Origin of the sequence: Nonomuraea sp. NPDC001636, from assembly GCF_040298265.1 — a bacterium.
Taxonomy (GTDB): domain Bacteria; phylum Actinomycetota; class Actinomycetes; order Streptosporangiales; family Streptosporangiaceae; genus Nonomuraea.
In genome coordinates this window covers 150,360-172,016 of the sequence record NZ_JBEOZT010000002.1, presented here as the reverse complement: position 1 = coordinate 172,016, position 21,657 = coordinate 150,360, and the positions used below count along the sequence as shown (strand labels likewise).

Below are 21,657 nucleotides of genomic sequence, written 5' to 3'. Positions count from 1 at the left end.
GGAAGGCTCAGCCGCGGCGCATGATGGCCACGGCGGCGGCCACGTTGATGGCGACGATCGCCAGCCACGTGATCGTCAGGCCGACCAGCCCCGAGTTGCCGGACGCGATGGCGGTCAGCGGGATGCCGAGGCCCATCGAGCCCAGCGCGACGGGGATCATGGCCGCGCCGTTGTTCTGCCGCTGCTTGGGCTTGGCCGGGGGAAGGCCGTGGCCGCTCAGCTCGGCCTGGACGCGGGCGGCGATGGTGGCGTCGAGCCGTTCGACGAAGGACTCGACGAGCGCGGCCTCGTAGTCGGGGCCGAGGTCGCGGCGGGCGTCGAGGGTGGCCTGCAGGTCATCCCGGATGGGGCGCATCTCTGGCATGGAAGCCATCATCCCGGTTGTCCGGCGCGCCGTCATCAGACCTGGGGGCCAATGGCGGATCCTCCCCAGGTACGGTGCTGCCATGGAGATCATGACTCCGCGGGGGCCGGCGCTGGTGCAGGTCGACGAGGCGGCCGAGCCCCGGCTGCTGCTGGTGCTGACCCACGGCTCGGCCGGGGGAGTGGACGCGCCCGACCTGTTGGCCGTCCGCGACGCCGCGCTCGGGGTGGGGGCGACCGTGGCCAGGGTGTCGCAGGCGTTCCGGGTCGCGGGGGCGCGGGCGCCGGGCTCGGCCGCCCGGCAGGACGAGGCATGGGAAGCGGTGCTGGGCGAGGTGCGCGCCGGGTGGCCGGGGCTGCCGCTGGTGCAGGGCGGCCGGAGCAACGGCGCCCGGGTGGCCTGCCGTACGGCCGCGGCGGTGGGCGCGGCGGCGGTGGTGGCGCTGGCCTTCCCGCTGCACCCGCCCGGCAAGCCGGAGCGGTCCAGGGCCGAGGAACTGCGCGGGGCCGGGGTCGACGTGCTGGTGGTCAACGGGGACCGGGATCCGTTCGGAGTGCCGGATCCCGCGGACTGCGCCCGGCTGGTGGTGCTGCCGGGCGAGGGCCACGACCTGAAGCGGGACCCCGCCCGGGTGGGCGAGGTCGTGGCCCGGTGGATCGGCGGCTACGCCGCCGTCAGGCGGCGCCCACCAGGGGGTCGGGCCGGTGCGGCGCGATGACGGTGCCGCTGGGCAGCAGCTCCCCGGTGTCCTCGAACAGGACGACGCCGTTGCAGAGAAGGCTCCACCCCTGCTCGGGGTGGCATGCGAGGGTGCGTGCTGCCTCGCGGTCCGGCGCCTCGGCAGACGGACAGGCCGGGTCGTGCGGGCACATCGGCGTGCCTCCGATATCTCGTGGGTGCTCCCGGGAGAGGGACGGGAGCCGCTCGGGTTTGTTGTTCTGGCAAGTGTGCGACGTGGGTCACACGGTCCGACATAGCCCGTTCGGACTGTTACAGGAGGATCCCCCGGTCGTGTGACCTTCGACACAGCGTGCCTTATGCAGGATAACGGGCCAAGCACGACACGCGCACTACGTTTGCAACCCCTTGAGCAAAGCGTCGAGTCCTCTTTCGAAGTCCACATCCGCCCTTTCGTCCCGCCTGACCCATTCATCGACTTCCGGGTCAGCCCATCCGGATTGCTGGACTTCGACCGCCACGCTGCCGAACACGAACGCCCGCAGCGCGCGCACGGCCTCGGGGGCGTCGTTCAGGCCGCCGTCGGCGAGCTGCTCGGTCTGCTCCCTGATGGCGACGGCGGTGGCGCCCTTGGGTGGCTTGGTCAGGGCCAGGGCCAGCACGCCCGGATGCTCGCGCAGCAGCTCCCGGCCCGCCCGGCACCACGCTCTGGCCGTCTCCTGCCAGGTGGCCGCCTGCTCCACGTGCACGGACGTGACGTGCTCGGCCAGCGCGTCCATCAGCGCCTCCTTGCCGCGGGGCAGGTGGTGGTAGATGGCCATGGCCTCCACCTCCAGGGCGTCGCCCAGCCGGCGCATGGTGAGCCGGCGCAGCCCCTGGCTGTCGGCGATGTGGAGTGCGGCCTCGATGATGCGCTCGCGGGAGAGTGGCACGGGAGGTCTCTTTGCGGGCATGGTGATCATCTTACTGGGCGGCCCCGTCCGTCGCCCGGTGTTCGGGGGCGGTGTCGGACGGCGTACCCTTGTGGGTTGAACAGCAAAGACTGCGTGAAGGGCAGGGTCGATGGCGTTTTTCCGTCCGCGGGTGAGCCGGGAGGCCGAGGTTCGCTACCACGCGGACCAGGAGATCTCCAAGGGCTTCCCGCAGCTGCTTGACAAGGCCAGGCAGGCCGAGCAGATCGTGCGCGACCTGCGTGCGGCCGCGGCCGACGAGATCGAGCTGCTGGCGGCGGGCCGGGCGTTCGACGTCGCGCTGACCGAGGCGCTGCGGGCCGCCGAGGCCGGGCAGCGGGCCACGTTCGGCGTGCGCTCGTACGACGACCGCATCGCGCGCCGCAAGGCCAGGGCCACCCCCCGCGGGGCCATGTGGACGGCCGAGGTCGACCGGCTGCGCACGCTGCGCGAGGAGAACCGCATGTGGGGCATCCCGCGCGTGCCCCGGCCGGTGCCCGCCACCGTCTGACCGAAGGCACGAAAGCCCCGGTCTGACCGAAGGCACACGAAAGCCCCGGCGCCATGCGCGCCGGGGATCTTCGTGCGTTCCAGGCCCGTCGCCGTCAGGTCCTGATGGCGGGGACTCGCGTTCCTGGGCCGTCGCCGTCAGGTCCTGACGGCGACGGACGGGGCGGTGCGGGTCAGCTGGCCCAGTCGAGCAGCGGGCGGGTGTTGCTCGGGTGCCGCAGCTTCGACAGCGACTCCTTCTCCAGCTGGCGGATGCGCTCGCGGGTCAGGCCGAGGTGCTTGCCGATCTCGTCCAGCGTGTGCGGCTTGCCGTCCACCAGGCCGAACCGCAGGGCCATGATCTTCGCCTCGCGCGGCGAGAGGTTGTCGAGCACGCCGCGCAGCTGGTCGCCCAGCAGCTGGCGGTCGACGATCTCCGACGCCTCCGGCGAGTCGACGTCCTCGATGAGGTCGCCGATCGTGGTCTCGCCGTCCTCGCCGATGGTCGCGTTGAGCGAGATCGGCTGGCGGCTGGTGCGCAGCAGCTCCTCGATCTGGTCCGGCGTCTTGTCGAGCTCGACGGCCAGCTCCTCGGGCGTGGGCTCGCGGCCCAGCCTCTGGTGCATGTCCCGCTCGACCCGCGACAGCTTGGAGAGCATCTCCAGCACGTGCACGGGCAGCCGGATCGTCCGGGCGGAGTCGGCGAAGCCGCGCTGGATGGCCTGCCGGATCCACCACATGGCGTAGGTGGAGAACTTGAAGCCCTTGGTGTAGTCGAACTTCTCCACGGCCCTGATCAGCCCCAGGTTGCCCTCCTGGACGACGTCCAGCAGGGACATGCCGCGGTCGGTGTACTTCTTGGCCACCGAGACCACCAGGCGCAGGTTGGCCTCCAGCATGTGGTCCTTGGCCTGCCGGCCGTCCTCGATGACCAGGTGCAGGTCGTCGCGCACGGACGGCGGCACGTCGGGGTTCGTCTCCAGCTTGTACTCGGCGTACAGGCCGGCCTCGATCCGGCGGGCCAGCTCGACCTCCTGGGCGGCGGTGAGCAGGGTACGACGGCCGATCGACTTCAGGTACGTGTGCACCGAGTCGCCCATCACGGACTGGTTGTCGTCCAGGTCCATGGCCTCGGTCTCGATCTCGGCGTCCTCGGCCGTCAGTTCGAGGTCGTCGGGGGCCACGTCCTCCTCGTGCTCGGGCTTGCCGTCCACCGGGTTTTTTGCCTCGGCGGCCGTGCGGCCGGTAGCCTTTGCCCCGGAAGCCTTCCTCGGCTTGGGGGCGGTCTTCTGGGTGGTCTTCCTGGCGGCGGTCTTGGCCAGCGACGGCTCGTTCTCGGCAGCCAGGCTCACGCCGGCCTCGGAGAGCTCGCGCAGAATCGTGCGGCCTTCAGAGGGGCTGATGCCGGCCTCGGCGAACGCGTCGCGCAGCTCCGCCAGAGAAAGGTGACCCTGGGCTCGCCCTCGTTCAATGAGCTGGTCGAGAGTCGCGGGTGGGGTCGCCACGGCGGTTCTGGGCATGAGGACACCTCCTCCGTACGGAGTCGAAGCGATCAGGCAGGTTGTGGTGGGGCGGTGGTCACTCCGCACGGCGCACCAGTATCAATAACGCCATCCATCGCTATTTGTTCCCGGAGCGCTGAAAAAGGGGCGGAACGCCCAGAGGGCGCGCCACCCCCCGGAAGGCGGGAACTACTCCGCCACCTCGAAGCTTCCGGTCCCCTCCGGCATGGGCATCGGCTCGGCCTCCTCCATGCGCTTGTCGGTCCAGTAGTCGATGACCTCGCGTGGATCGGGATTGACCTCCGTGGAGACCACGACGCCCTCGGTGTCGCCGGGCGAGGGCACCGGACGGCCGGTCGGCGACGTCTGCTCGACGCTCTGATTGACCTGCTGATCGGCCTGCTGGTCGACCACGGCCCGGGTCTCCTTGGCGACCGCGTCGAGCTTGCCCGCCGAGGCGGCCGCCGCGACCGACGCGCCGCCGACGACGATCACGCCGACGACCGCCGCGGACGCCCACATCTTGCGGGTCTGGTTCATGAAGGCTCCCTTCCTTCTCTCCCCGTTATGACGCAGCCGCGCCGCGTCAGGTTCCTGTCCGCAGCCGGACGAGATCGGTCTTGCCGTTGGGCAGCAGCGGCAGGCGGGGGAGGAGACGCAGGTCGCGGGGCGCGGCGTGGGCGGGCAGCCGGTCGCGGCAATAGGCGCGCAGCTCGGCCAGCGTGGGCGGCGCGGCCGGGTCGGCCGGCACCACGAACGCCGTGACCGCCTCGCCCCACTCCGGGTCGGGCAGGCCGGCCACGGCCACGTCGGCGACCTCGGGGTGCGTGCCGAGCACCGCGCTCACCACGGCGGCCACGACCTTCTCGCCGCCGGTGTTGACGACGTCGTCGGCGCGGCCGAGCACGCGCAGCCGGCCGCCGTTCAGCTCGCCGAGGTCGGAGGTGACGAACCAGTCGCCGTCGAAGGCGGTCCGGCCGGCGAAGCGGTAGCCGGAGAAGAGCACGGGACCGGCGATCCTGATCAGGCCGTCCTCGCCGATTTTGAGATCTACATCGTAAAGGGGCTGGCCGTCGTAGACGCAGCCGCCGCACGTCTCGCTCATCCCGTACGTGGTGAACACCCGGGCGCCGAGCTCCACGGCCCGCTCGACCAGCCCCGCCCTGGGCGCCGCGCCGCCGAGCAGGATCGTGCGGAACACCGACAGGTCGGCGCCCGTCTCGACCAGCCGGTGGAGCTGCGTCGGCACCAGGGAGACGTGGTGGGCGCCGGAGGACAGCACGGCCCGCACGTCGAAGGAGGGGTGGATGATCGGCTCGCTGCCCGACAGCAGGGCGCGGACCAGCACCTGCAGGCCGGAGACGTGGGAAACGGGCAGGCAGCACAACCACCGGTCGCCCTCGTCGGCCCCGATCCTGCTCAGCGAGGCCGACGCCGAGGCGCGCAGGGCGGCGGCCGACAGCTGCACGCCCTTCGGCGTGCCGGTGCTGCCGCTGGTGGCGATGACGACCGCCACGTCGCCGGGGACGCCCTCGCCGCCCGGCCGCGGCTGGCCGCCGGCGTGGGTGGGCCGCAGAGCCTGGAGGGCCTGGTGCTCGTGGCCCGGCTGGAGCGGCAGGACGGCCGGGCCGTCGCCGGAGAGGGCGTCGCGGATCGCGGTGAAAAGGCCGGGGCCGGGAGGCTGCACAATGGCATGCAGCGGACGGTCCGGATGCGACGGGTTCCTCCACATGCTCGTAAGGTTAATGGCGACAGGTCGGACACAGGTGCAGGGTAGGGTCGTGACGCGTTCTCCCGTGGTCTTCCGGATTCCGATGCGGACGCGGTTTCGCGGGCAGACCGTCAGGGAGGGCGTGCTGCTGCACGGCCCGGCGGGCTGGGGCGAGTTCTCCCCGTTCCCCGAGTACGGTCCGCGCGAGTGCGCCCGCTGGCTGGCGTGCGCCCGTGAGGCCGCCTTCGACGGCTGGCCCGAGCCGGTGCGCGACCGCGTCCCGGTCAACGCCACCGTCCCGGCGGTCGACGCCGAGCAGGCCCACGAGCTGGTGCGCCGCTCCGGCTGCGGCACGGCGAAGGTCAAGGTGGCCGAGCGCGGCCAGACGTTCGCCGACGACCTGGCGCGGGTGGAGGCCGTGCGTGACGCCCTCGGGCCGTCCGGGCGCCTGAGGGTCGACGTCAACGGCGCCTGGGAGGTCGACGAGGCCGTCACCCGGCTCAAGCGGCTCGACCGGTTCGGTCTTGAGTACGCCGAGCAGCCGTGCGCGACCCTGGAGGAGCTGGCGGCGGTGCGCAGGGCGGTCGACGTGCCGATCGCGGCCGACGAGTCGATCCGGCGCGCCGAGGACCCGCTGAAGGTCAGGGCGGCCGAGGCGGCCGACATCGCGGTGGTCAAGGTGCAGCCGCTGGGCGGGGTGCGCGCGGCGCTGCGGGTGGTGGAGGCGTGCGGGCTGCCCGCCGTGGTCTCCAGCGCCGTGGAGACGTCGGTGGGGCTGGCCGCGGGGGTCGCGCTGGCGGCGGCGTTGCCGTCGCTGCCGTACGCGTGCGGGCTGGGCACGATGTCGTTGCTGGCGGGCGACGTGGTGGACGACTCGCTGGTGCCCGTGGACGGATGGCTTCCGGTGCGCCGCCCCTCGGTGAATTTTCAGCATTTGTCGGAATTTGAGATTGAATCTCCCCAGTGGCTGGGCCGGATGCAGGAGGCGTCACTTTGAACCCCGCAACCGCGCTGGCCACCGTGCTCGTCGACGAGCTGGTGCGCTGCGGCCTGACCGACGTGGTGCTCGCCCCCGGCTCCCGCTCGGCCCCCCTCGCCCTGGCGCTGCACGCCGAGTCGCGGGTGCGCCTGCACGTGCGCATCGACGAGCGCTCGGCCTCCTTCCTGGCGCTCGGCCTGGCCAAGCGCTCCGAGCGGCCGGTGGCGCTGATCTGCTCCTCCGGCACGGCCGCGGCCAACTTCCACCCGGCGGTGATCGAGGCCGACGAGTCTGGCGTGCCGCTGCTCGTGCTGACCGCCGACCGTCCGCCCGAGCTGCGCGGCACCGGCGCCAACCAGACGATCGACCAGGTCAAGCTGTACGGCACCGCCGTCCGCTGGTTCGCCGAGGTCGGCGTGCCGGAAGACCGTCCCGGCATGGTCGCCTACTGGCGTTCGCTGGCCTGCCGCGCCTACCAGCGGGCCGCCGGGGCGGCCAACCCCGGCCCCGTGCACCTCAACCTGGCCTTCCGGGAGCCGCTCATCCCCGACGGCGACACGAGCTGGTCCGAGCCGCTCGACGGCGGCGCGAACGGCCCCTGGGTGCGGGCCCGCGTCGCGCCCCCGCCCATCGCCCTGCACATCCCGCCCACCCGGCGCGGCGTGCTGGTCGTCGGCGACGGCGCGGCCAACGTCCGGCGTTACGTGGCCGCCGCCGGCATGGCCGGCTGGCCGGTGCTGTCGGAGCCCAACGGCGGCGCCCGCTACGGCGACCACTCCATCTCCAGCTACCACTACCTGCTCGGCACGCCCGAGTTCGCCGACTCCCACCGCCCCGACGTGGTCGTCACGCTGGGCCGGCCCGGGTTGTCGCGGCCGCTGCTGTCCTGGCTGAAGCGGACGGACGAGCACATCGTGGTCGCCCCCGACCTCGACCGCTGGCCCGACCCGACCAGGTCGGCCACCCAGGTCGCGCAGGCCGTGGAGATCCCGGTGGCCTCCGGCGACGACAGCTGGCTGCACGCCTGGCGGCAGGCCGACGCGGCCGTCCGGTCGGCCCTCGACGCGGTCCTGGACGTCTCCGGCACCTCCGAGCCGCGCCTGGCCCGCGACCTGGCCGACGCGCTGCCCAACGGCGCGCTGCTGTTCTGCGGCTCCTCGATGCCGATCAGGGACCTCGACCAGTTCATGCGGCCGCGGCGCGGCATCAGGCTGATGGCCAGCCGGGGCGCCTCGGGCATCGACGGGCTGGTCTCCACGGCCATGGGGGCCGCGCTGGCGCACAACGGGCCCTCGTACGCGCTGCTCGGCGACCTGTCGTTCCTGCACGACCAGAACGGGCTGATCCTCGGCCCCCGCGAGCCCAGGCCGGACCTGTGCATGGTGGTCGTCAACAACGACGGCGGCGGCATCTTCTCGCTGCTGCCGCAGGCGGCGGTGCGCGACCCGTTCGAGCGGGTGTTCGGCACGCCGCACGGCGTGGACCTGGCCTACGCCGCCGCCGCGAGCGGGACGCCGTACACGCTGCTCGGGGACGTCAGCGAGCTGTCCAAGGCGATGCGCGGCGAGGGGCCGCGGGTGGTGGAGGTGCGCACCGACCGCGAGGAGAACGCCGCCGTGCACGGCCGCCTGCGCGAGGCGGCCCAGGACGCCGTGCGGGAGTTCCTCAGCTCCTGAGCGCCTCCAGCAGGCGGTTGAGCGGGCTGTCGAGGCCGTGGCGGTCGGCCAGGGCCACCAGGGCCTCCGGGTCGCGCGGCTTGTCCGGCAGCGTCAGGTCGGCGGCGGGCAGCGGCGCGTCGGAGGCCACCTGGACCACGGCCGGCGCGGCGTCGAGGTAGTCGCGGGCGGCGGCCAGGCGGTTGCGGCTGCCGGCCGGGAAGCCCTCGGTGACGCCGGAGTCGAGCGCCTCCAGCAGCGCGGCGAGCGAGCCGAACCGGGTGATCAGGGCCGCCGCCGTCTTCTCGCCGACGCCGGGCACGCCGGGCAGGCCGTCGCTGGGGTCGCCGCGCAGGGTGGCGAAGTCGGCGTAGGCGCGGCCGGGCACGCCGTACTTGGCGGTGACGAACGCCTCGTCGACGAACTGCAGGTTGCGGATGCCGCGCGCGGTGTACAGGACGCGGACCGGGCGGGAGTCGTCGACGAGCTGGAACAGGTCGCGGTCGCCGGTGACGATCTCGACGGCCCCCCGCGCCTGGTGGGTGAGGGTGCCGATCACGTCGTCGGCCTCGTAGCCGGGCGACTCGGGACGGGCGATGCCCACGGCGTCGAGGACCTGGTTGATCACCGCGATCTGCGGCACCAGCGCCTCGGGCACCTCCTCGACGTCGCCGTGGGCCACCCGGTGCGCCTTGTAGGTCGGGATCGCCGCCACCCGGAAGGCGGGCCGCCAGTCGGCGTCCATGGTGGCGGCCAGCGCCGCCGGGGAATGCTGACGGACCAGTGTGGCGATCATGTCGATGAGCCCGCGCACCGCGTTGACCGGGGAGCCGTCGGGCGCCTTGACCGACTCGGGCACGCCGTAGAAGGCGCGGAAGTAGAGGGACGGTGTGTCCAGAAGCATGAGCACCCGTCTATGGTCGCACTCCCGCCGCCTTCCCGTCCGGCTCCGGGACGGCGACGGCCAGCAGGCACGCGTCGTCCTCGGGGTTGGGGCCGCCGATGTCGGCCAGGAGGCGGTCGAGCCCGGCTTCGAGGTCGTGGGGGGACAGGCTCGCGGCGGCGGCGAGCACCAGCTCCAGGCCGACGTCGATGTCGCGGGTGCGCCGCTCGACCAGCCCGTCGGTGAACATCAGCAGCAGGTCGCCGGGGCGCAGCCGGGTGTGGGCCAGCTCGTAGGGGCGGCCGGAGACCGCGCCGAGCAGCACGCCGCGCGGCCTGCCCAGCAGGGTCGCCCGGCCCCCGCGCACCAGGATCGGGTCGAGGTTGCCCGCCTGCCCCCAGGTGAACAGCAGCGTCTCGGGGTCGAGGTGGCCGATGACGGCCGTGGCGGTGGTGTCCTTCAGCTGGTGCAGGACGAGGTCGTTGAGCCACGACAGCAGGCGGTCGGCGGGCCGGCCGGTCATGGTGAGGCCGACGAGGGCGTGGCGCAGGTGGGCCATGTGGGCGATGGCGGGCAGGCCGTGGCCCGACACGTCGCCGATGGCCAGCAGCAGGCGGCCGTCGGGCGTGGTCGCGGCCTCGAACCAGTCGCCGCCCAGGCTGGCGGTCTTCTCGGCCGGCACGTAGCGGACGGCGATCCTGGCCCCCGGCAGGTCGAGGCAGCCGGTGGGCGCGGGCAGGATGGCCTCGCGCAGCGCCAGCATCACGTTGCGCTCCTCGGCCGCCTGCTCGCGGGCCTCCAGGAGCTGGCGGCGCGACTCCGACATCATGCGCTCGGCCCTGCGGCGGCCGGTGATGTCCTGGATGACGCCGTGCATGCCGACCGGGCCGCCGGGCGACATCAGCGGTTCGAGCACGACGCGCAGGTCGCGCAGCTCGCCGGTGCCGCGCCTGACGCGGAACTCGGCGTGCACGGGCTCGACGCCCTCCACCACGTGCCACAGCAGCCGGTCGAGCGCGTCGAGGTCGGCCGGTTCGACCATGGCGGCCAGGTCGGGCAGGGACAGCGGCCCCTCCTCACGGTCTCTTCCGAAGATCGCGTAGACCTGGTCGGACCAGATGGCGGCCCCGGTGCGCAGGTTCCATTCGGCCCAGCCCATGTTGCCCAGCCGCTCGGCGTGGGCCAGCCGGACGGCCAGCAGCTCCGCCCCCGCCCCGCGCGCCCGCCCGTGCGGGGCCTCCCTGACCAGCTCTGCCGCGCCTGCGAAGTCGACCATGGCCTCACTCTCAAAGTGCAGTGGAACTGGACAATTGGTCCCACACTACGTGATCAATGTGGAACGGAGTGTAGTTATGGGCTCTCATGTTGTGAGAAGTTTTCGCGGATTTTAGCCCTCGGCGGACAAGCGGCCTGCTGGAGTGGGGCCACCGGGCGTCCGAGTAGATTTGGCTCGTGACGTCCTCAGACCTGTATCCCGTGTCCCGTCTTGCCGCCGCGCAGGAGGCCACCGCCAAGGCCGGCCTCGACGCCCTGCTGCTCACCCCCGGGCCCGACCTGCGCTATGTCAGCGGCTACGACGCCAAGCCGCTGGAGCGGCTGACCTGCCTCGTGGTGCCCGCCTCGGGGGAGGCGTACATGATGGTGCCCCGCCTTGAGCTGCCGGCCGCGCAGGCCTCGCCCGCCTCCCGGCTCGGGCTGGAGTTCGTGGCCTGGGACGAGACCGACGACCCCTACAGCATCGCCGCCTCCCGGCTGGGCCGGGTGGCCAAGGTGGGGCTGGCCGACCGCATGTGGGCCATGTCGTCGCTGCGCTTCCGCGACGTGCTGCCGCAGGCCGAGCAGGTGCTGGCCGGCACGGTGCTGCGCGACCTGCGCATGCGCAAGTCGCCGGCCGAGGTGGCGGCCCTGCGCGAGGCCGGCGAGGCCATCGACGCGGTCCACCGGCAGGTGCCCGAGCTCCTGCGCGCCGGTCGCACCGAGCGCGAGGTGGGCCGCGACATCGCCGAGGCGATCCTGGCCGCCGGCCACGCCACGGTCGACTTCGTCATCGTCGCCTCCGGGCCCAACGGCGCCAGCCCCCACCACGACGTGTCCGACCGGGTGATCCAGGCCGGCGAGCCGGTCGTGGTCGACATCGGCGGCCAGCTGCACAACGGCTACTGCTCTGACTCCACCCGCACCTACAGCGTGGGCGAGCCGCCCGCCGAGTTCGCCGCCTACTACGAGGTGCTGCGCCGCGCCCAGGAAGCCGCCTGCGCCGCGGTGCGGCCGGGCGTGTCGTGCGAGTCGATCGACGCGGCGGCCCGCGAGGTCATCGCCGAGGCGGGCTACGGCGACTACTTCATCCACCGCACCGGCCACGGCATCGGCATCGAGACGCACGAGGAGCCCTACATCGTCGCGGGCAACGACGAGCCGATGGAGGCCGGGTTCGCCTTCTCCGTCGAGCCCGGCATCTACCTGCCCGGCCGCCACGGCGCCCGCATCGAGGACATCGTCGTCTGCACCGAGACCGGCGGCGAGCGGCTGAACAACACGCCGCGCGAGCTGGTGACCGTCCAGCCGTAACGGCATGTTCGCCGAGGTCAGGTACGCCACCCGGCCCGGGTCGGCGCGGCCCAACGAGGACCTGGCGGTGGCCGGGCCCTCGTGGGCGGTCGTCCTCGACGGGGCCACGGCGGCGGCCGGGGCAGGCGGCGGCTGCGCCCACGGGGTCGCCTGGCTGGTCGGGCGGCTCGGCGGGGCGCTGGCCGCCGGGCTGGCCGCCGGCGGGCGCTCGCCGCTGGCCGACATCCTGGCCGAGGCCATCTCCGTCACCATGGGCGCCCATGCGGGCACGTGCGACCTGGGCGACCCCGACTCGCCGTCCACGACCGTGGCCATGATGCGCCTGGGCGGGGGAGTGGTGGAGTACCTCGTGCTGGGTGACTCCCCGGTGGTGCTCGCGCGGGCCGACGGCGGGGCCGAGGTCATCGGCGACGACCGGGTGGAGCGGCTGCCGGGCGGGCGCCCGTACTCGCCGGAGCTGGTGCGGCGCCTGCGCAACGCCGAGGGCGGGTTCTGGGTGGCCTCCACCCGGCCCGAGGCCGCCGGTCAGGCGGTCAGCGGGGTCGTGGAGGCGTCCGGGCTGCTGGGGGCCGGGCTGTTCACCGACGGGGTGACCCGGCTGGTGGAGTGGTACGGGTGGAGCTGGGAGTCCGTGCTGGCCGAGCTGGTGGGCGGGGGGCCGGGGGCGGTGATCTCGGCCGTACGGGGGCTGGAGGTCGAACGCGGGGCGGTGCGCGGCAAGCCCCACGACGACGCCACCGCCCTCTGGGCCGCCTTCCCTTCCGTCTGACGCCGCCCTTCCGCCGGCTCGCGGAGGCGGGGACGGCTTGATGGGTGTATGTGATCATGAAAGAATTCTTCCGCAGGTGCATGCGTCCGGCCGGCTGTTGGGGGGCGTCGCCATGAGCTGTGTGCCGTGCGGGCGGCCCTAGGGTGCCCGGCGAGGAGCTGGAGGAGGCGTACCGGCTCGGCCGCACCTGCGCCCTGGCCGCCGAGTGCGGCAGAGACCTGCGGCGTTGCGCCCAGCTGTACGACGGCCTGTTCCCCGGCGCCGCCTTCGACACCGAGTTCTACCAGGCCCTGACGCTCGGCACCGCCTTCAGCGCCCCCTGGGCGGGCGCGGGCGGGCTGAAGGCGGTCAACCGCAGCGCCCTGTGGGTGCTGGCCGTCGGCCGTCTGGTCGACCACACCGCCACCACCCGCGAGCAGGTCGAGCGGCTGACGGGCGAGTGCATGGAGGTCGCCGGCGGCGCGGTGCCGCGGTCGCCGGTCACCCGCTTCCTGGCCGACCTGCGTGACGAGCTGGCCACCGTCGAGGGGTTCGGGCCGGCGCGGCGGCTCTGGCACGACCAGCTCGCCCGGACGCTGGCCGGGATGGCCAGGGCCTGGGTGTGGCGGGACACCGGCGCCGTGCCCACCCTGGAGCGCTACCTCGACAACGCCGACAGCCGCGGCTCCTGCTTCGTGGACCTGTCCCACTGGATCTACACCGGTGACGGCTGGACCACGGGCCACCTGGAGGAGCTGCGGACGGTCAGCCGCCAGGTGCAGCGGTACCTGCACCTGCTCGGCGACGTCGCCTCCTACCGCAGGGACCTGAGCTGGGGCGACCTGAACGTCCTGGCGCTCGGGGTCACCGGTGGCGAGGTCACCACGGCGATGGCCGGCCTGGCCCGCGAGGCGACCGGCTCGATCGAGGCGCTGCGCGGCTGCAGCCCGCGGACGGCCGCCTACCTGGGCCGGCGGATCGGCTTCAACGCCGGCTTCACCGGAATTTCGGACCTGGGCCCCGCAACCTAACGATCTCGTCGAACAAGCTGACAAGTCTCTTGACCGCCCGTCGCCCGTCAGGCGATTTATGGGACTAGCGACGATAAATCGTGACATTTGGTTCGTTGTAAAAGTATTCGTCTTGAGTGGAAAATGTGGCGTTGCTAGGGTGGCTCGATGCCAGGCACGCCGGACGGCCTTCACCACGCGCCTTGACAGATTTCACTGACCATGCGCGAAGGCCACGACGTGCGCGGGACCTGTACGGGCGGTGCTGGATGGAATTCGGTCGCGTCGACCGTTGGCGGCTGCCGACCGCGATCAAGATCTTGATCGCCGGCGGATTCGGCGCGGGCAAGACCACCATGGTGGGCGCCGTCTCCGAGACCCGCCCGCTGCGCACGGAAGAGGCGCTCACCCACGTCGGCACGCACGTCGACGACCTGTCGGGCGTCGAGCGCAAGCTCACCACCACCGTCGCGATGGACTTCGGCCGCATCACCATCCGCGACGACTACATGCTCTACCTGTTCGGCACCCCGGGCCAGGAACGTTTCTGGTTCGTGTGGGACGAGCTGGCCATGGGCGCGCTCGGAGCCGTGGTGCTGGCCGACACCCGCCGCCTGGCCGACTGCTTCCCGGCCGTCGACTACTTCGAGAAGCGCGAGCAGCCGTTCATCATCGCGCTCAACTGCTTCGAGGGCACCCGCCCGTTCACCGTCGGCGAGGTGCGCTCGGCCATCGGGCTGGAACCCGACGTGCCCATCGTGCTGTGCGACGCCCGCAGGCGCGACTCCGGCCGCCAGGTGCTCATCACCCTGGTCGAGCACGCGATGAACCGAGGGGTCGCTCCCGTCGGGACCATGTCGTGACCATCACCGGCTACCTTTGACCGATGGAGGAGATCGACCGCCGGATTGTCACGCTGCTCGCCCACGACGGCCGCATGAGTTTCACCGACCTGGCCAGGGAGACCGGGCTCTCCGTCTCCGCGGTCCACCAGCGCGTACGCCGCCTGGAGAAGCGCGGCGTCGTGCGCGGCTACGCCGCCGTCATCGACCACGACGCGATCGGGCTGCCGCTGACCGCGTTCGTGTCGATCAAGCCGATCGACCCCGCCGCGCCCGACGACGCCCCCGAGCGGCTGGCCCATCTGAGCGCCATCGAGGCCTGCCACAGCGTCGCCGGGGACGAGAGCTACATCCTCAAGGTCCGCGTGGCCTCGCCGGTGGCGCTGGAGGACCTGCTGCAGCAGATCCGCGCCTCGGCCAACGTCTCCACCCGCACCACCGTGGTGCTGAGCACGCCCTACGAGCACCGCGCCCCCGTCGTCGCCCCCGACGTCACGCCCGCCGAGCCCGACCAGAACGCCTCCGCCTGAAGCCCGCCGGGCGCCGCCCCCGCAGGACCGGCGCCCGTACCCGGCAAGCCGGACACGGACGTCGGCGGGCGGGTCAGCGGGTGACCGGGAGCGCGAAGTGCGAGCGCAGCCGGGCCAGCGCGGCCTCCGGGGCCCCCAGGTGCTCCAGCCCCAGCAGCGCCGCCCCCGCCACCGGCGGCAGCTCGGCCACCACGAGCTCGGCCCGCGGCGCCCTGGCCGCGAACGCCGCCTCCAGCAGCGGCGTCAGCAGCGGGTCCCGGGCCGTCAGCATGCCGCCGCCGAGCACCACCTCGACCGGCGTCCCCAGCAGGCCGAGCCGCCGCAGGCACACCTCGGCCATCACGGTCACCTCCTCGGCCTGCCGCTGGGCCAGCGACCGGGCGACCGCGTCCCCGGCCGCCGCGACGGCCAGCACGCCGGGGGCCAGCTCGTGCAGCCGCCCTTCGTCCACGCGCCCGAAGTGCAGGTCGAGGACCAGCTCCTCGACGGTGGCCGTGCCGAAGTGGGCCGTGACCAGCTCCGCCAGGGCCGTCGGGGCGCCGCGGCCGTCCTCGGCGCGCACGGCGTGCCACAGCGCCTCCTCGGCCACGCCCTGGCCGCCGCCCCAGTCGCCGCTGATCCGGCCGAGCGAGGGGAAGCGGGCGACCTGGCCGCCGGGGGAGACGCCGACCGCGTTGATGCCCGCGCCGCACACCACCGCGACCCCCCACGGGGCCGACGTGCCGGCCCGCAGCAGCGCGAAGGTGTCGTTGCGCACCACCACGTCGCCGAACCCGCGGGCGGCGAACTCGGCGGCCAGCGCCTCCTCCTCCACCGGGAAGTCGGCCCCGGCCAGGCAGGCCGACACGTGGCAGAACGCCTGGGCCGGCAGGCCGGTGCGGGCCGCCGCCTCGGCCACCACGTCCACGGCCGCGGCCACGCCCGCGCTCTGCGGCTCGAAGGGGCCCGCCCGGCCGGTCGCGACCACCTCGCCGTCGTCCGCGACCACCGCGACGTCGGTCTTGCTGTTGCCGCCGTCCACGGCCAGCAGCAGCCGGGGGCCCGCCACTAGCCCACCGTCCAGGGCAGGTGCTCGCGGTTGGCCGCCAGCAGCAGGCCGGTCAGCTCCTCGGCGACGTCGTCCTGGCCGATCAGCGGGTGCGCCAGCAGGGCGTCGCGCACGCGGTCCGCGCCGCCCCGGCGGGCGGCGTCCAGGGCCAGGGTCTCGTACGCCGACACGTGCGCGATCAGCCCCGCGTACAGCGGCTCGACGGGCGGCACCGGCAGCGGCGCGGCGCCGGCGGCGGTGATGGCCGCGGGCACCTCGATGACGGCGTCGTCGTCCAGGAAGGGCAGGGTGCCCTGGTTGCGCACGTTGACGACCTGCGCGTCGCCCCGGTCGCCGAGCAGCGAGGCGATCAGCGCCACCGCCGACTCGGAGTAGAACGCGCCGCCCCGCCGGTCCAGCAGCTCCGGCTTGGTCACCACCGACGGGTCGCCGTACATCTCCAGCAGCCGCGTCTCCATCTCGGCCACCTCGGCGGCCCTGGACGGCTTGGCGCGCTGCTCGCGCACCACCGCGTCGTGGGCGTAGAAGTAGCGCAGGTAGTACGACGGGATGACGCCGAGCCGCCGGATCAGCTCCACCCGCAGCCCGAGGGATTCGGCGATCTCCTCGCCGGCCCGGTCGATGATGTCGGGCAGCACGTCCCGGCCGTCGAGATGGACCGAGCGCTCCCAGCTCAGGTGGTTCAGCCCGACGTGCCCCAGCGAGATGCGGCTGGGCTCGACGCCCAGCCCGGCGGCGAAGCGGCGCTGGAAGCCGATCGCGACGTTGCACAGCCCGATGGCCCGGTGGCCGGCGTCGAGCAGCGCCCTGGTGACGATGCCGACCGGGTTGGTGAAGTCGATGATCCAGGCGTCCGGGGCCTGCCGGCGTACGGTCTCGGCCAGCTCCAGCACGACCGGGACCGTGCGCAGCGCCTTGGCCAGGCCGCCCGCGCCGGTCGTCTCCTGGCCCACGCAGCCGCACTCCAGCGGCAGCGTCTCGTCGACGTTCCTGGCCGCCTGCCCGCCCACCCGGAGCTGGAACAGCACGACCTGGGCCCCCGCGACCCCCTCGGCCACCGAGGAGGTGGCCAGCACGCGCGCCGGATGCCCGGCGTGCGCCAGCATGCGCCGCGACATCCCCGACACCAGCTCAAGACGGGACGGATCCGGATCGATGAGGGCGATCTCCGTCACGGGCAGCTCGTCACGCAGCCGCGCGAACCCGTCGACCAGCTCCGGCGTGTACGTCGAGCCGCCCCCGACCACGGCGAGTTTCAACCCTTCACTCCTGTCAAGGTCACGCCCTCGATGAAGACTTTCTGGGCGAGGAAGAACACGATGATCACCGGGGCGGTCACCAGCAGGGTGGCGGCCATGGTGAGGTTCCACTGGACGCTGTGGAACGCCTTGAACGTGGCCAGGCCGAGCGAGAGCGTCCAGCCCTCCTGCTCGACGCCGGCGTACAGCAGCGGGCCGTAGTAGTCGTTCCAGCAGTAGAAGAACTGGAACAGGGCGACGGCGGCGACCGCCGGACGGGCCATCGGCAGGATCACCCGCACCAGCGTCCTGAAGTCCGAGCAGCCGTCCACCTTGGCCGCGTCGATGTACTCGCGCGGGATGGTGATCAGGAACTGGCGGAGCAGGAAGATCGAGAACGCGTCGCCGAACAACATCGGCAGGATCAGCGGCCACAGGCTGTCGGTCAGCCCCAGCCGGGCCCACACCAGGTAGATCGGCACCGCGATGACCTGCGGCGGCAGCATCATGGCGGTGATCACCAGCAGGAACGCCGCCCGCCGCCCGCGGAAGCGGAATCGGGCCAGCGCGTAGGCCACCGGGATCGAGGAGGCCAGCGTGAAGACCGTGCCGAGGCCCGCGTACAGCAGCGTGTTGATCCCCCAGCGCAGCAGCTTCGACTTCTCGAACACCACCACGAAGTTGTCGAAGTTCCACGTGCGCGGCCACAGGTCGCCGGTCAGCGCCTGCTCGTCGGTCATCAGCGCGGTCAGCGTCAGGAACACCACCGGCGCCAGGAACATCAGGGCCAGCACGATCGCCGTCGCGTGCGTGGCGATCCACATCAGCGTGCGCCGCCGCCTCGCTCTGACCCCCTGCCGCCGCGCGGGGGCCGCGGGCGGGGCGGGGGCGGTCATGGTCGCGCTCATATCGCCTCCTCGGCCCGGCGGAACTGCCGCAGCAGGATCAACGTGAAGATCATCGACGTGACGAACAGCAGCAGCGCCAGCACGCACGCGTAGCCCATCGTCCAGTCGCGGAAGCCCGACTGGAAGAGCCACTGAGGCAGCGTCAGCAGCGACTCGTCCGGGTAGCCGGGGGTGAAGGCGGAGCCGGGGGAGTCGGTCGAGCCCGAGGCCACCCGGGAGGCGATCATCGCCTGGGTGAAGTACTGCAGGGCGTAGATGACGTTGGTGACCAGGGCGAACATCAGCACCGGCGCGATCGTCGGCAGCGTCACGCTGCGGAACTGCCGCCAGGCCCCGGCGCCGTCGATGGCGGCGGCCTCGTACAGGTGCCGGGGGACGTCCAGCAGCGCCGCCATGAAGATCACGGCGAGCTGGCCGCAGCTCCACAGCGACAGCAGCGTCAGGCTCGGCTTGGACCAGGCCGGGTCGCCGAACCAGTCGGGCCCGTGGATGCCGAACAGGGCCAGGAACTTGTTCCACGGCCCGGTGGCCGGGTTCATCAGGAAGACGAAGGTGATCGTCCCGGCCGCCAGCGGGACCAGCGACGGCAGGTAGAAGATCGTCCGCAGCACGCCGACGCCGGCCTTGAGCCGGACCACGAGCTGCGCCAGGGCCAGGGAGAACAGCACCGTGGCCGGCACCATGATCGCCACCAGCCACAGCGTGTTCTTGGCCGACATCGCCACCCGCGGGTCGTGCAGCAGGTAGGCGTAGTTGTCCAGCCCGATGAACTCCGGCGTGCTGGTCATGTCGTAGCGGTAGAAGGAGAAGTACACCGTGGACAGCAGCGGATAGACGAAGAAGACCGACACTCCGACGATCCACGGCGACAACCACAGCAGGGCGCGCAGGCCCTCGCCGCGCCGCCTCGGCGGCGCGGCGTGGGGGGAGGAGGCCATCGCCGATCAGCCCCCGGACAGCTTCAGCTTGTCGTCGATCTGCTTGTCCACGCCCTTGAGCCCGGCGTCGAGGTCGGTGACCGCGCCCTTCTCCCACTTGACGACGAAGGTCGCCAGCGCCTCCTGGTTGAACACGCTGTTGACGCTCGGCGGCAGCGTCGAGGTCTTGGGGTGGGAGAAGACGTCGAGGAAGGTGGCGAAGTTCGCGTCCTTGGCCAGGTCGGGCGATTCCATCGCGGCCTTGGTCGTGGGCACGTTGCGCAGGGCGTTGGAGAGCGTCACCAGCGAGCTGGTGTCGGTGGTCAGGTACTTGACCAGCTCCCAGGCCTGCTGCGGGTTCTTGGCGCCCTTGGGGACGCCGATGACGGTGCCGGCGGTGAAGCCGCTGCCGTACAGGTCGGGCTTGTCGTCGGCGACCGGCAGGGGAGCGGTGGCGTAGTCGAGCTTCTTGGCGTCGTTGGCAATCATGGCGTTGCGCCATTCGCCGTCCAGGACCATCGCGATCTTGCCCTTGTAGAACGGGTGGTCGGCGCTCCACTCGTCGCCCAGGCTCTTGCGGAACTTCTCCAGCTTGTCGTAGCCGTACCAGTCGATGAGGTCCTTCTGCCAGCGCAGCAGGGCCTTCCACGCCGGGTCGGTGCCGATGGCCGAGGTGCCGTCGGCGTTGTACCAGGTGGCGCCGACCATGGGGGCCAGGTGGCTGGGGCTGTTCTCGTAGTACTGCGTGCTGGGGACGAACCCGGCCACCTTGATGTCGCCGTTCGCGTCCCGCACGGTCAGCTTCTTGGCCAGCTCGGCCAGCTCGGTCAGCGTCTTGGGCGGCTGGTTGCCCTTCATCAGGGCCTTGTTGTAGTAGAGGCCGTACGCGTCGGCCAGCAGCGGCAGCGTGCACTGCCGGCCGCCGAAACCGGTGTAGGAACGTGCCACCTCGGGCAGCACCGACAGGTCGATGCCGTCCTGCTTGATGACCGGGGTGAGGTCTTGGAACGATCCCGACCTGCACCATTGGGCGACGTTGTCCGTCGTGAACGACGCCGCCACGTCCGGCGCGTTGCCGCCCCGGATGGCCTGCGTGATCTGGTCGTCCTGGACGCCCTTGGTGGCCTTGACGGTGATCTGCGGGAACTTGGCGTGGAACCCGGCGATGGCCTCCTCGAACGCCTTGACCTCGGCGTCGGTGGAGAATCCGTGCCAGAGCTGGATCGTGGCCGCCGGGAGGGCCGCGGAGGCCGAGCCCGAGGGTCTGGGCTGGGAGCCGAGCGAGGGCCCGGCCTCCCTGCCGGCGGTGCAGGCGGCGAGCGCGAGGATCGCGACGGCCGCCAGGGGGACGAAGCGCACGGGGGGTGCCTCCTACCGCTGGGGGGATCATGAAGGGAGGGTGGAACGGGATGGAGAAAGAGGCTCTAGGAAGGGACGGTCGAGCTGAAGACCTCGTCGCGCACGGTGTCCAGGGCCAGGTCGAGCGCGCCGGCCAGCACCGGGTTGCCCTCCACGTGCGACAGCCGCACGACGGGGCGCGGGATGGTGAGCGCGTGCAGCTCGTGCTCGACCAGCTCGCGCAGCGGCTCGCCGCCCGACAGCACGACGCCTCCGGTCAGCACGATCAGGCCGGGGTCGATGACGGAGGTGATGGCCGCCAGGCCCACCGCCAGGCGGGCGGCGATGTCGCGCAGCCCCGCCTTGGCGTCGTCGGCCTTCTGCCCCGAGCCCTCCGCCACGCGCACCGCCTTGGCGATGGCCTGGCGGAAGTCGGTGCCGTGCACGCCGTAGGAGCGCAGCAGCCGCAGCACGGCCGGGCCGCCGGTGAGCGCCTGGTAGCCGTGGTTGGCGTAGCGGCCGGCCTCGCGGGCCGTCGGCGCGCCCGGGGTCGGCATGTACCCCACCTCGCCCGCGCCGCCGGTCGCGCCCCTGTGCATGCGACCGCCGAGCACGATGGCCGAGCCGATGCCCTCGTCGGCCCACAGCAGCACGAAGTCGGGATGCCCGCGCGCCGCGCCGTGCGCCTGCTCGGCCAGGGCGACGAGGTTGACGTTGTTCTCCACGTCCACGGCCGTGCCGAGACCCGCGCTGAGGGTGGGCACGAGGTCGTCGATCTGCCAGCCGGGCACGTCCTTGGCGGCGGCGTAGCCGAGCCGGCCGGTGGCCGGGTCGATCGCCGCCTGCACGCCGATCACGACCCGGCGCAGCTTGTCCGGCGGGTTCGCGCCGGCCAGCGCCGCGCCCAGCCGGTCGACCAGCTCGCCGCCCGGCCGCCGGGGCGTGGGCAGCGTGTACGAGCCCACGACCGTGCCGGTGATGTCGGCGACGCGGGCCTCGATGCGGTCGGGGGTGACGTCGAGGGCGCCCACGTAGGCCGCCGCCGGGTTGATCCGGTAGACCTCGGCGGTACGGCCCGGCAGGCCCTCCCTGATGCCGTCCAGGACCACCAGACCGGCGTCCTGAAGGCGCGACAGCAGCTGCGAGGCGGTGGGCTTGGACAGGCCCGTCAGGGCGCCCAGCTCCGGGCGGGTCAGCGACCCGCGCTCGAGGAGCGCCCGCAGGGCCGCGCGGTCGTTGATCGCGCGCAGCAGGCTGGGCGTTCCCGGAACCGGACCGCTCATCAGGAGGACTCCTTCG

The 21,657-nt window shown here is 72.7% G+C and carries 23 protein-coding genes; 9 read left to right on the top strand and 14 right to left on the bottom strand.

Translation table 11 applies throughout. The features are described 5' to 3' along the window. Positions 1 to 7: 7 nt before the first annotated feature. Positions 8 to 364: a hypothetical protein gene (locus ABT158_RS04545; protein WP_352350833.1), complete on the bottom strand. Its 357-nt coding sequence runs from the start codon at positions 362 to 364 to the stop codon at positions 8 to 10. An 82-nt stretch (positions 365 to 446) separates the two neighbouring features. On the opposite strand from ABT158_RS04545, the gene ABT158_RS04540 reads away from it, so the two are divergent. Continuing rightward, positions 447 to 1,082 (top strand): alpha/beta hydrolase family protein, encoded by a 636-nt coding sequence (locus ABT158_RS04540; RefSeq protein ID WP_352350831.1) that lies wholly within the window; start codon positions 447 to 449, stop codon positions 1,080 to 1,082. Here the strand turns inward: ABT158_RS04540 and ABT158_RS04535 are convergent. Both ABT158_RS04535 and ABT158_RS04530 read right to left on the bottom strand, forming a co-directional pair. Further along, entirely contained in the window at positions 1,039 to 1,236 is a 198-nt protein-coding gene (locus tag ABT158_RS04535) for a DUF5999 family protein (protein WP_125637444.1), read from the bottom strand. The genes ABT158_RS04540 and ABT158_RS04535 overlap by 44 nt on opposite strands. A 198-nt stretch (positions 1,237 to 1,434) precedes the next feature. Continuing rightward, positions 1,435 to 1,974: a TetR/AcrR family transcriptional regulator C-terminal domain-containing protein gene (locus ABT158_RS04530; RefSeq protein ID WP_352350829.1), complete on the bottom strand. Its 540-nt coding sequence runs from the start codon at positions 1,972 to 1,974 to the stop codon at positions 1,435 to 1,437. Between the two features lie 130 nt (positions 1,975 to 2,104). Here ABT158_RS04530 and ABT158_RS04525 point away from each other — a divergent pair, with 130 nt between their 5' ends. Further along, positions 2,105 to 2,503: a hypothetical protein gene (locus ABT158_RS04525; RefSeq protein WP_352331214.1), complete on the top strand. Its 399-nt coding sequence runs from the start codon at positions 2,105 to 2,107 to the stop codon at positions 2,501 to 2,503. Positions 2,504 to 2,675: 172 nt separating this feature from the next. Here ABT158_RS04525 and ABT158_RS04520 read toward each other — a convergent pair whose 3' ends face one another. From ABT158_RS04520 to ABT158_RS04510, 3 genes are all read right to left on the bottom strand, one after another. Continuing rightward, complete coding sequence (locus ABT158_RS04520) at positions 2,676 to 4,001, bottom strand: RNA polymerase sigma factor (protein ID WP_352350827.1); 1,326 nt, start codon at positions 3,999 to 4,001, stop codon at positions 2,676 to 2,678. Between the two features lie 171 nt (positions 4,002 to 4,172). Next, positions 4,173 to 4,523, bottom strand: coding sequence for a hypothetical protein (locus tag ABT158_RS04515; RefSeq protein ID WP_352350825.1), 351 nt, complete (start codon positions 4,521 to 4,523; stop codon positions 4,173 to 4,175). A gap of 46 nt (positions 4,524 to 4,569) precedes the next feature. Next, positions 4,570 to 5,715, bottom strand: coding sequence for an AMP-binding protein (locus ABT158_RS04510; RefSeq protein WP_352350823.1), 1,146 nt, complete (start codon positions 5,713 to 5,715; stop codon positions 4,570 to 4,572). An 82-nt stretch (positions 5,716 to 5,797) separates the two neighbouring features. On the opposite strand from ABT158_RS04510, the gene ABT158_RS04505 reads away from it, so the two are divergent. Together ABT158_RS04505 and menD are read left to right on the top strand one after the other, a co-directional pair. Next, positions 5,798 to 6,691, top strand: a complete 894-nt coding sequence (locus ABT158_RS04505; RefSeq protein WP_387675592.1) for an o-succinylbenzoate synthase — start codon at positions 5,798 to 5,800, stop codon at positions 6,689 to 6,691. Beyond that, complete coding sequence (menD, locus tag ABT158_RS04500; protein ID WP_352350819.1) at positions 6,688 to 8,349, top strand: 2-succinyl-5-enolpyruvyl-6-hydroxy-3-cyclohexene-1-carboxylic-acid synthase; 1,662 nt, start codon at positions 6,688 to 6,690, stop codon at positions 8,347 to 8,349. Before ABT158_RS04505 ends, menD begins: the two co-directional genes overlap by 4 nt. Here the strand turns inward: menD and ABT158_RS04495 are convergent. Beyond that, positions 8,339 to 9,232: a 5'-3' exonuclease gene (locus ABT158_RS04495; protein ID WP_352351778.1), complete on the bottom strand. Its 894-nt coding sequence runs from the start codon at positions 9,230 to 9,232 to the stop codon at positions 8,339 to 8,341. The genes menD and ABT158_RS04495 overlap by 11 nt on opposite strands. 10 nt (positions 9,233 to 9,242) lie before the next feature. Then, positions 9,243 to 10,487 carry a PP2C family protein-serine/threonine phosphatase gene (locus ABT158_RS04490; protein ID WP_352350817.1) on the bottom strand — a complete coding sequence of 415 codons (1,245 nt, stop codon included), beginning with the start codon at positions 10,485 to 10,487 and terminating at the stop codon, positions 9,243 to 9,245. Between the two features lie 176 nt (positions 10,488 to 10,663). On the opposite strand from ABT158_RS04490, the gene ABT158_RS04485 reads away from it, so the two are divergent. From ABT158_RS04485 to ABT158_RS04465, 5 genes are all read left to right on the top strand, one after another. Continuing rightward, entirely contained in the window at positions 10,664 to 11,779 is a 1,116-nt protein-coding gene (locus tag ABT158_RS04485; protein WP_352350815.1) for a M24 family metallopeptidase, read from the top strand. 4 nt (positions 11,780 to 11,783) lie between these two features. After that, positions 11,784 to 12,548, top strand: coding sequence for a protein phosphatase 2C domain-containing protein (locus ABT158_RS04480; RefSeq protein ID WP_352350813.1), 765 nt, complete (start codon positions 11,784 to 11,786; stop codon positions 12,546 to 12,548). A 143-nt stretch (positions 12,549 to 12,691) separates the two neighbouring features. Beyond that, a complete protein-coding gene (locus ABT158_RS04475) occupies positions 12,692 to 13,558 on the top strand; it encodes a terpene synthase family protein (RefSeq protein ID WP_352350811.1) in 867 nt (288 codons plus the stop codon). Positions 13,559 to 13,806: 248 nt separating this feature from the next. Continuing rightward, the gene (locus ABT158_RS04470) at positions 13,807 to 14,400 is read left to right on the top strand and encodes a GTP-binding protein (protein WP_352326803.1); all 594 of its coding nucleotides are present in this window, start codon (positions 13,807 to 13,809) and stop codon (positions 14,398 to 14,400) included. 23 nt (positions 14,401 to 14,423) lie between these two features. Beyond that, complete coding sequence (locus ABT158_RS04465) at positions 14,424 to 14,909, top strand: Lrp/AsnC family transcriptional regulator (RefSeq protein WP_352350809.1); 486 nt, start codon at positions 14,424 to 14,426, stop codon at positions 14,907 to 14,909. Positions 14,910 to 14,982: 73 nt separating this feature from the next. On the opposite strand, the gene ABT158_RS04460 is transcribed toward ABT158_RS04465, so the two are convergent. The 6 genes from ABT158_RS04460 to ABT158_RS04435 form a co-directional block, all read right to left on the bottom strand. After that, positions 14,983 to 15,957 (bottom strand): N-acetylglucosamine kinase, encoded by a 975-nt coding sequence (locus tag ABT158_RS04460; protein ID WP_352350807.1) that lies wholly within the window; start codon positions 15,955 to 15,957, stop codon positions 14,983 to 14,985. Next, the gene (locus ABT158_RS04455; protein WP_352350805.1) at positions 15,957 to 17,216 is read right to left on the bottom strand and encodes a family 4 glycosyl hydrolase; all 1,260 of its coding nucleotides are present in this window, start codon (positions 17,214 to 17,216) and stop codon (positions 15,957 to 15,959) included. The genes ABT158_RS04460 and ABT158_RS04455 overlap by 1 nt, the downstream gene beginning before the upstream one ends. After that, positions 17,213 to 18,103: a carbohydrate ABC transporter permease gene (locus tag ABT158_RS04450; protein ID WP_352350803.1), complete on the bottom strand. Its 891-nt coding sequence runs from the start codon at positions 18,101 to 18,103 to the stop codon at positions 17,213 to 17,215. Before ABT158_RS04450 ends, ABT158_RS04455 begins: the two co-directional genes overlap by 4 nt. Further along, entirely contained in the window at positions 18,100 to 19,041 is a 942-nt protein-coding gene (locus ABT158_RS04445; RefSeq protein ID WP_352350801.1) for a carbohydrate ABC transporter permease, read from the bottom strand. The genes ABT158_RS04450 and ABT158_RS04445 overlap by 4 nt, the downstream gene beginning before the upstream one ends. A gap of 6 nt (positions 19,042 to 19,047) precedes the next feature. Further along, on the bottom strand, positions 19,048 to 20,379 hold the full coding sequence (locus ABT158_RS04440; RefSeq protein ID WP_352350799.1) for an ABC transporter substrate-binding protein: 1,332 nt from the start codon (positions 20,377 to 20,379) through the stop codon (positions 19,048 to 19,050). 65 nt (positions 20,380 to 20,444) lie between these two features. Next, a complete protein-coding gene (locus tag ABT158_RS04435) occupies positions 20,445 to 21,641 on the bottom strand; it encodes an ROK family transcriptional regulator (RefSeq protein ID WP_352350797.1) in 1,197 nt (398 codons plus the stop codon). Positions 21,642 to 21,657 lie beyond the last annotated feature (16 nt).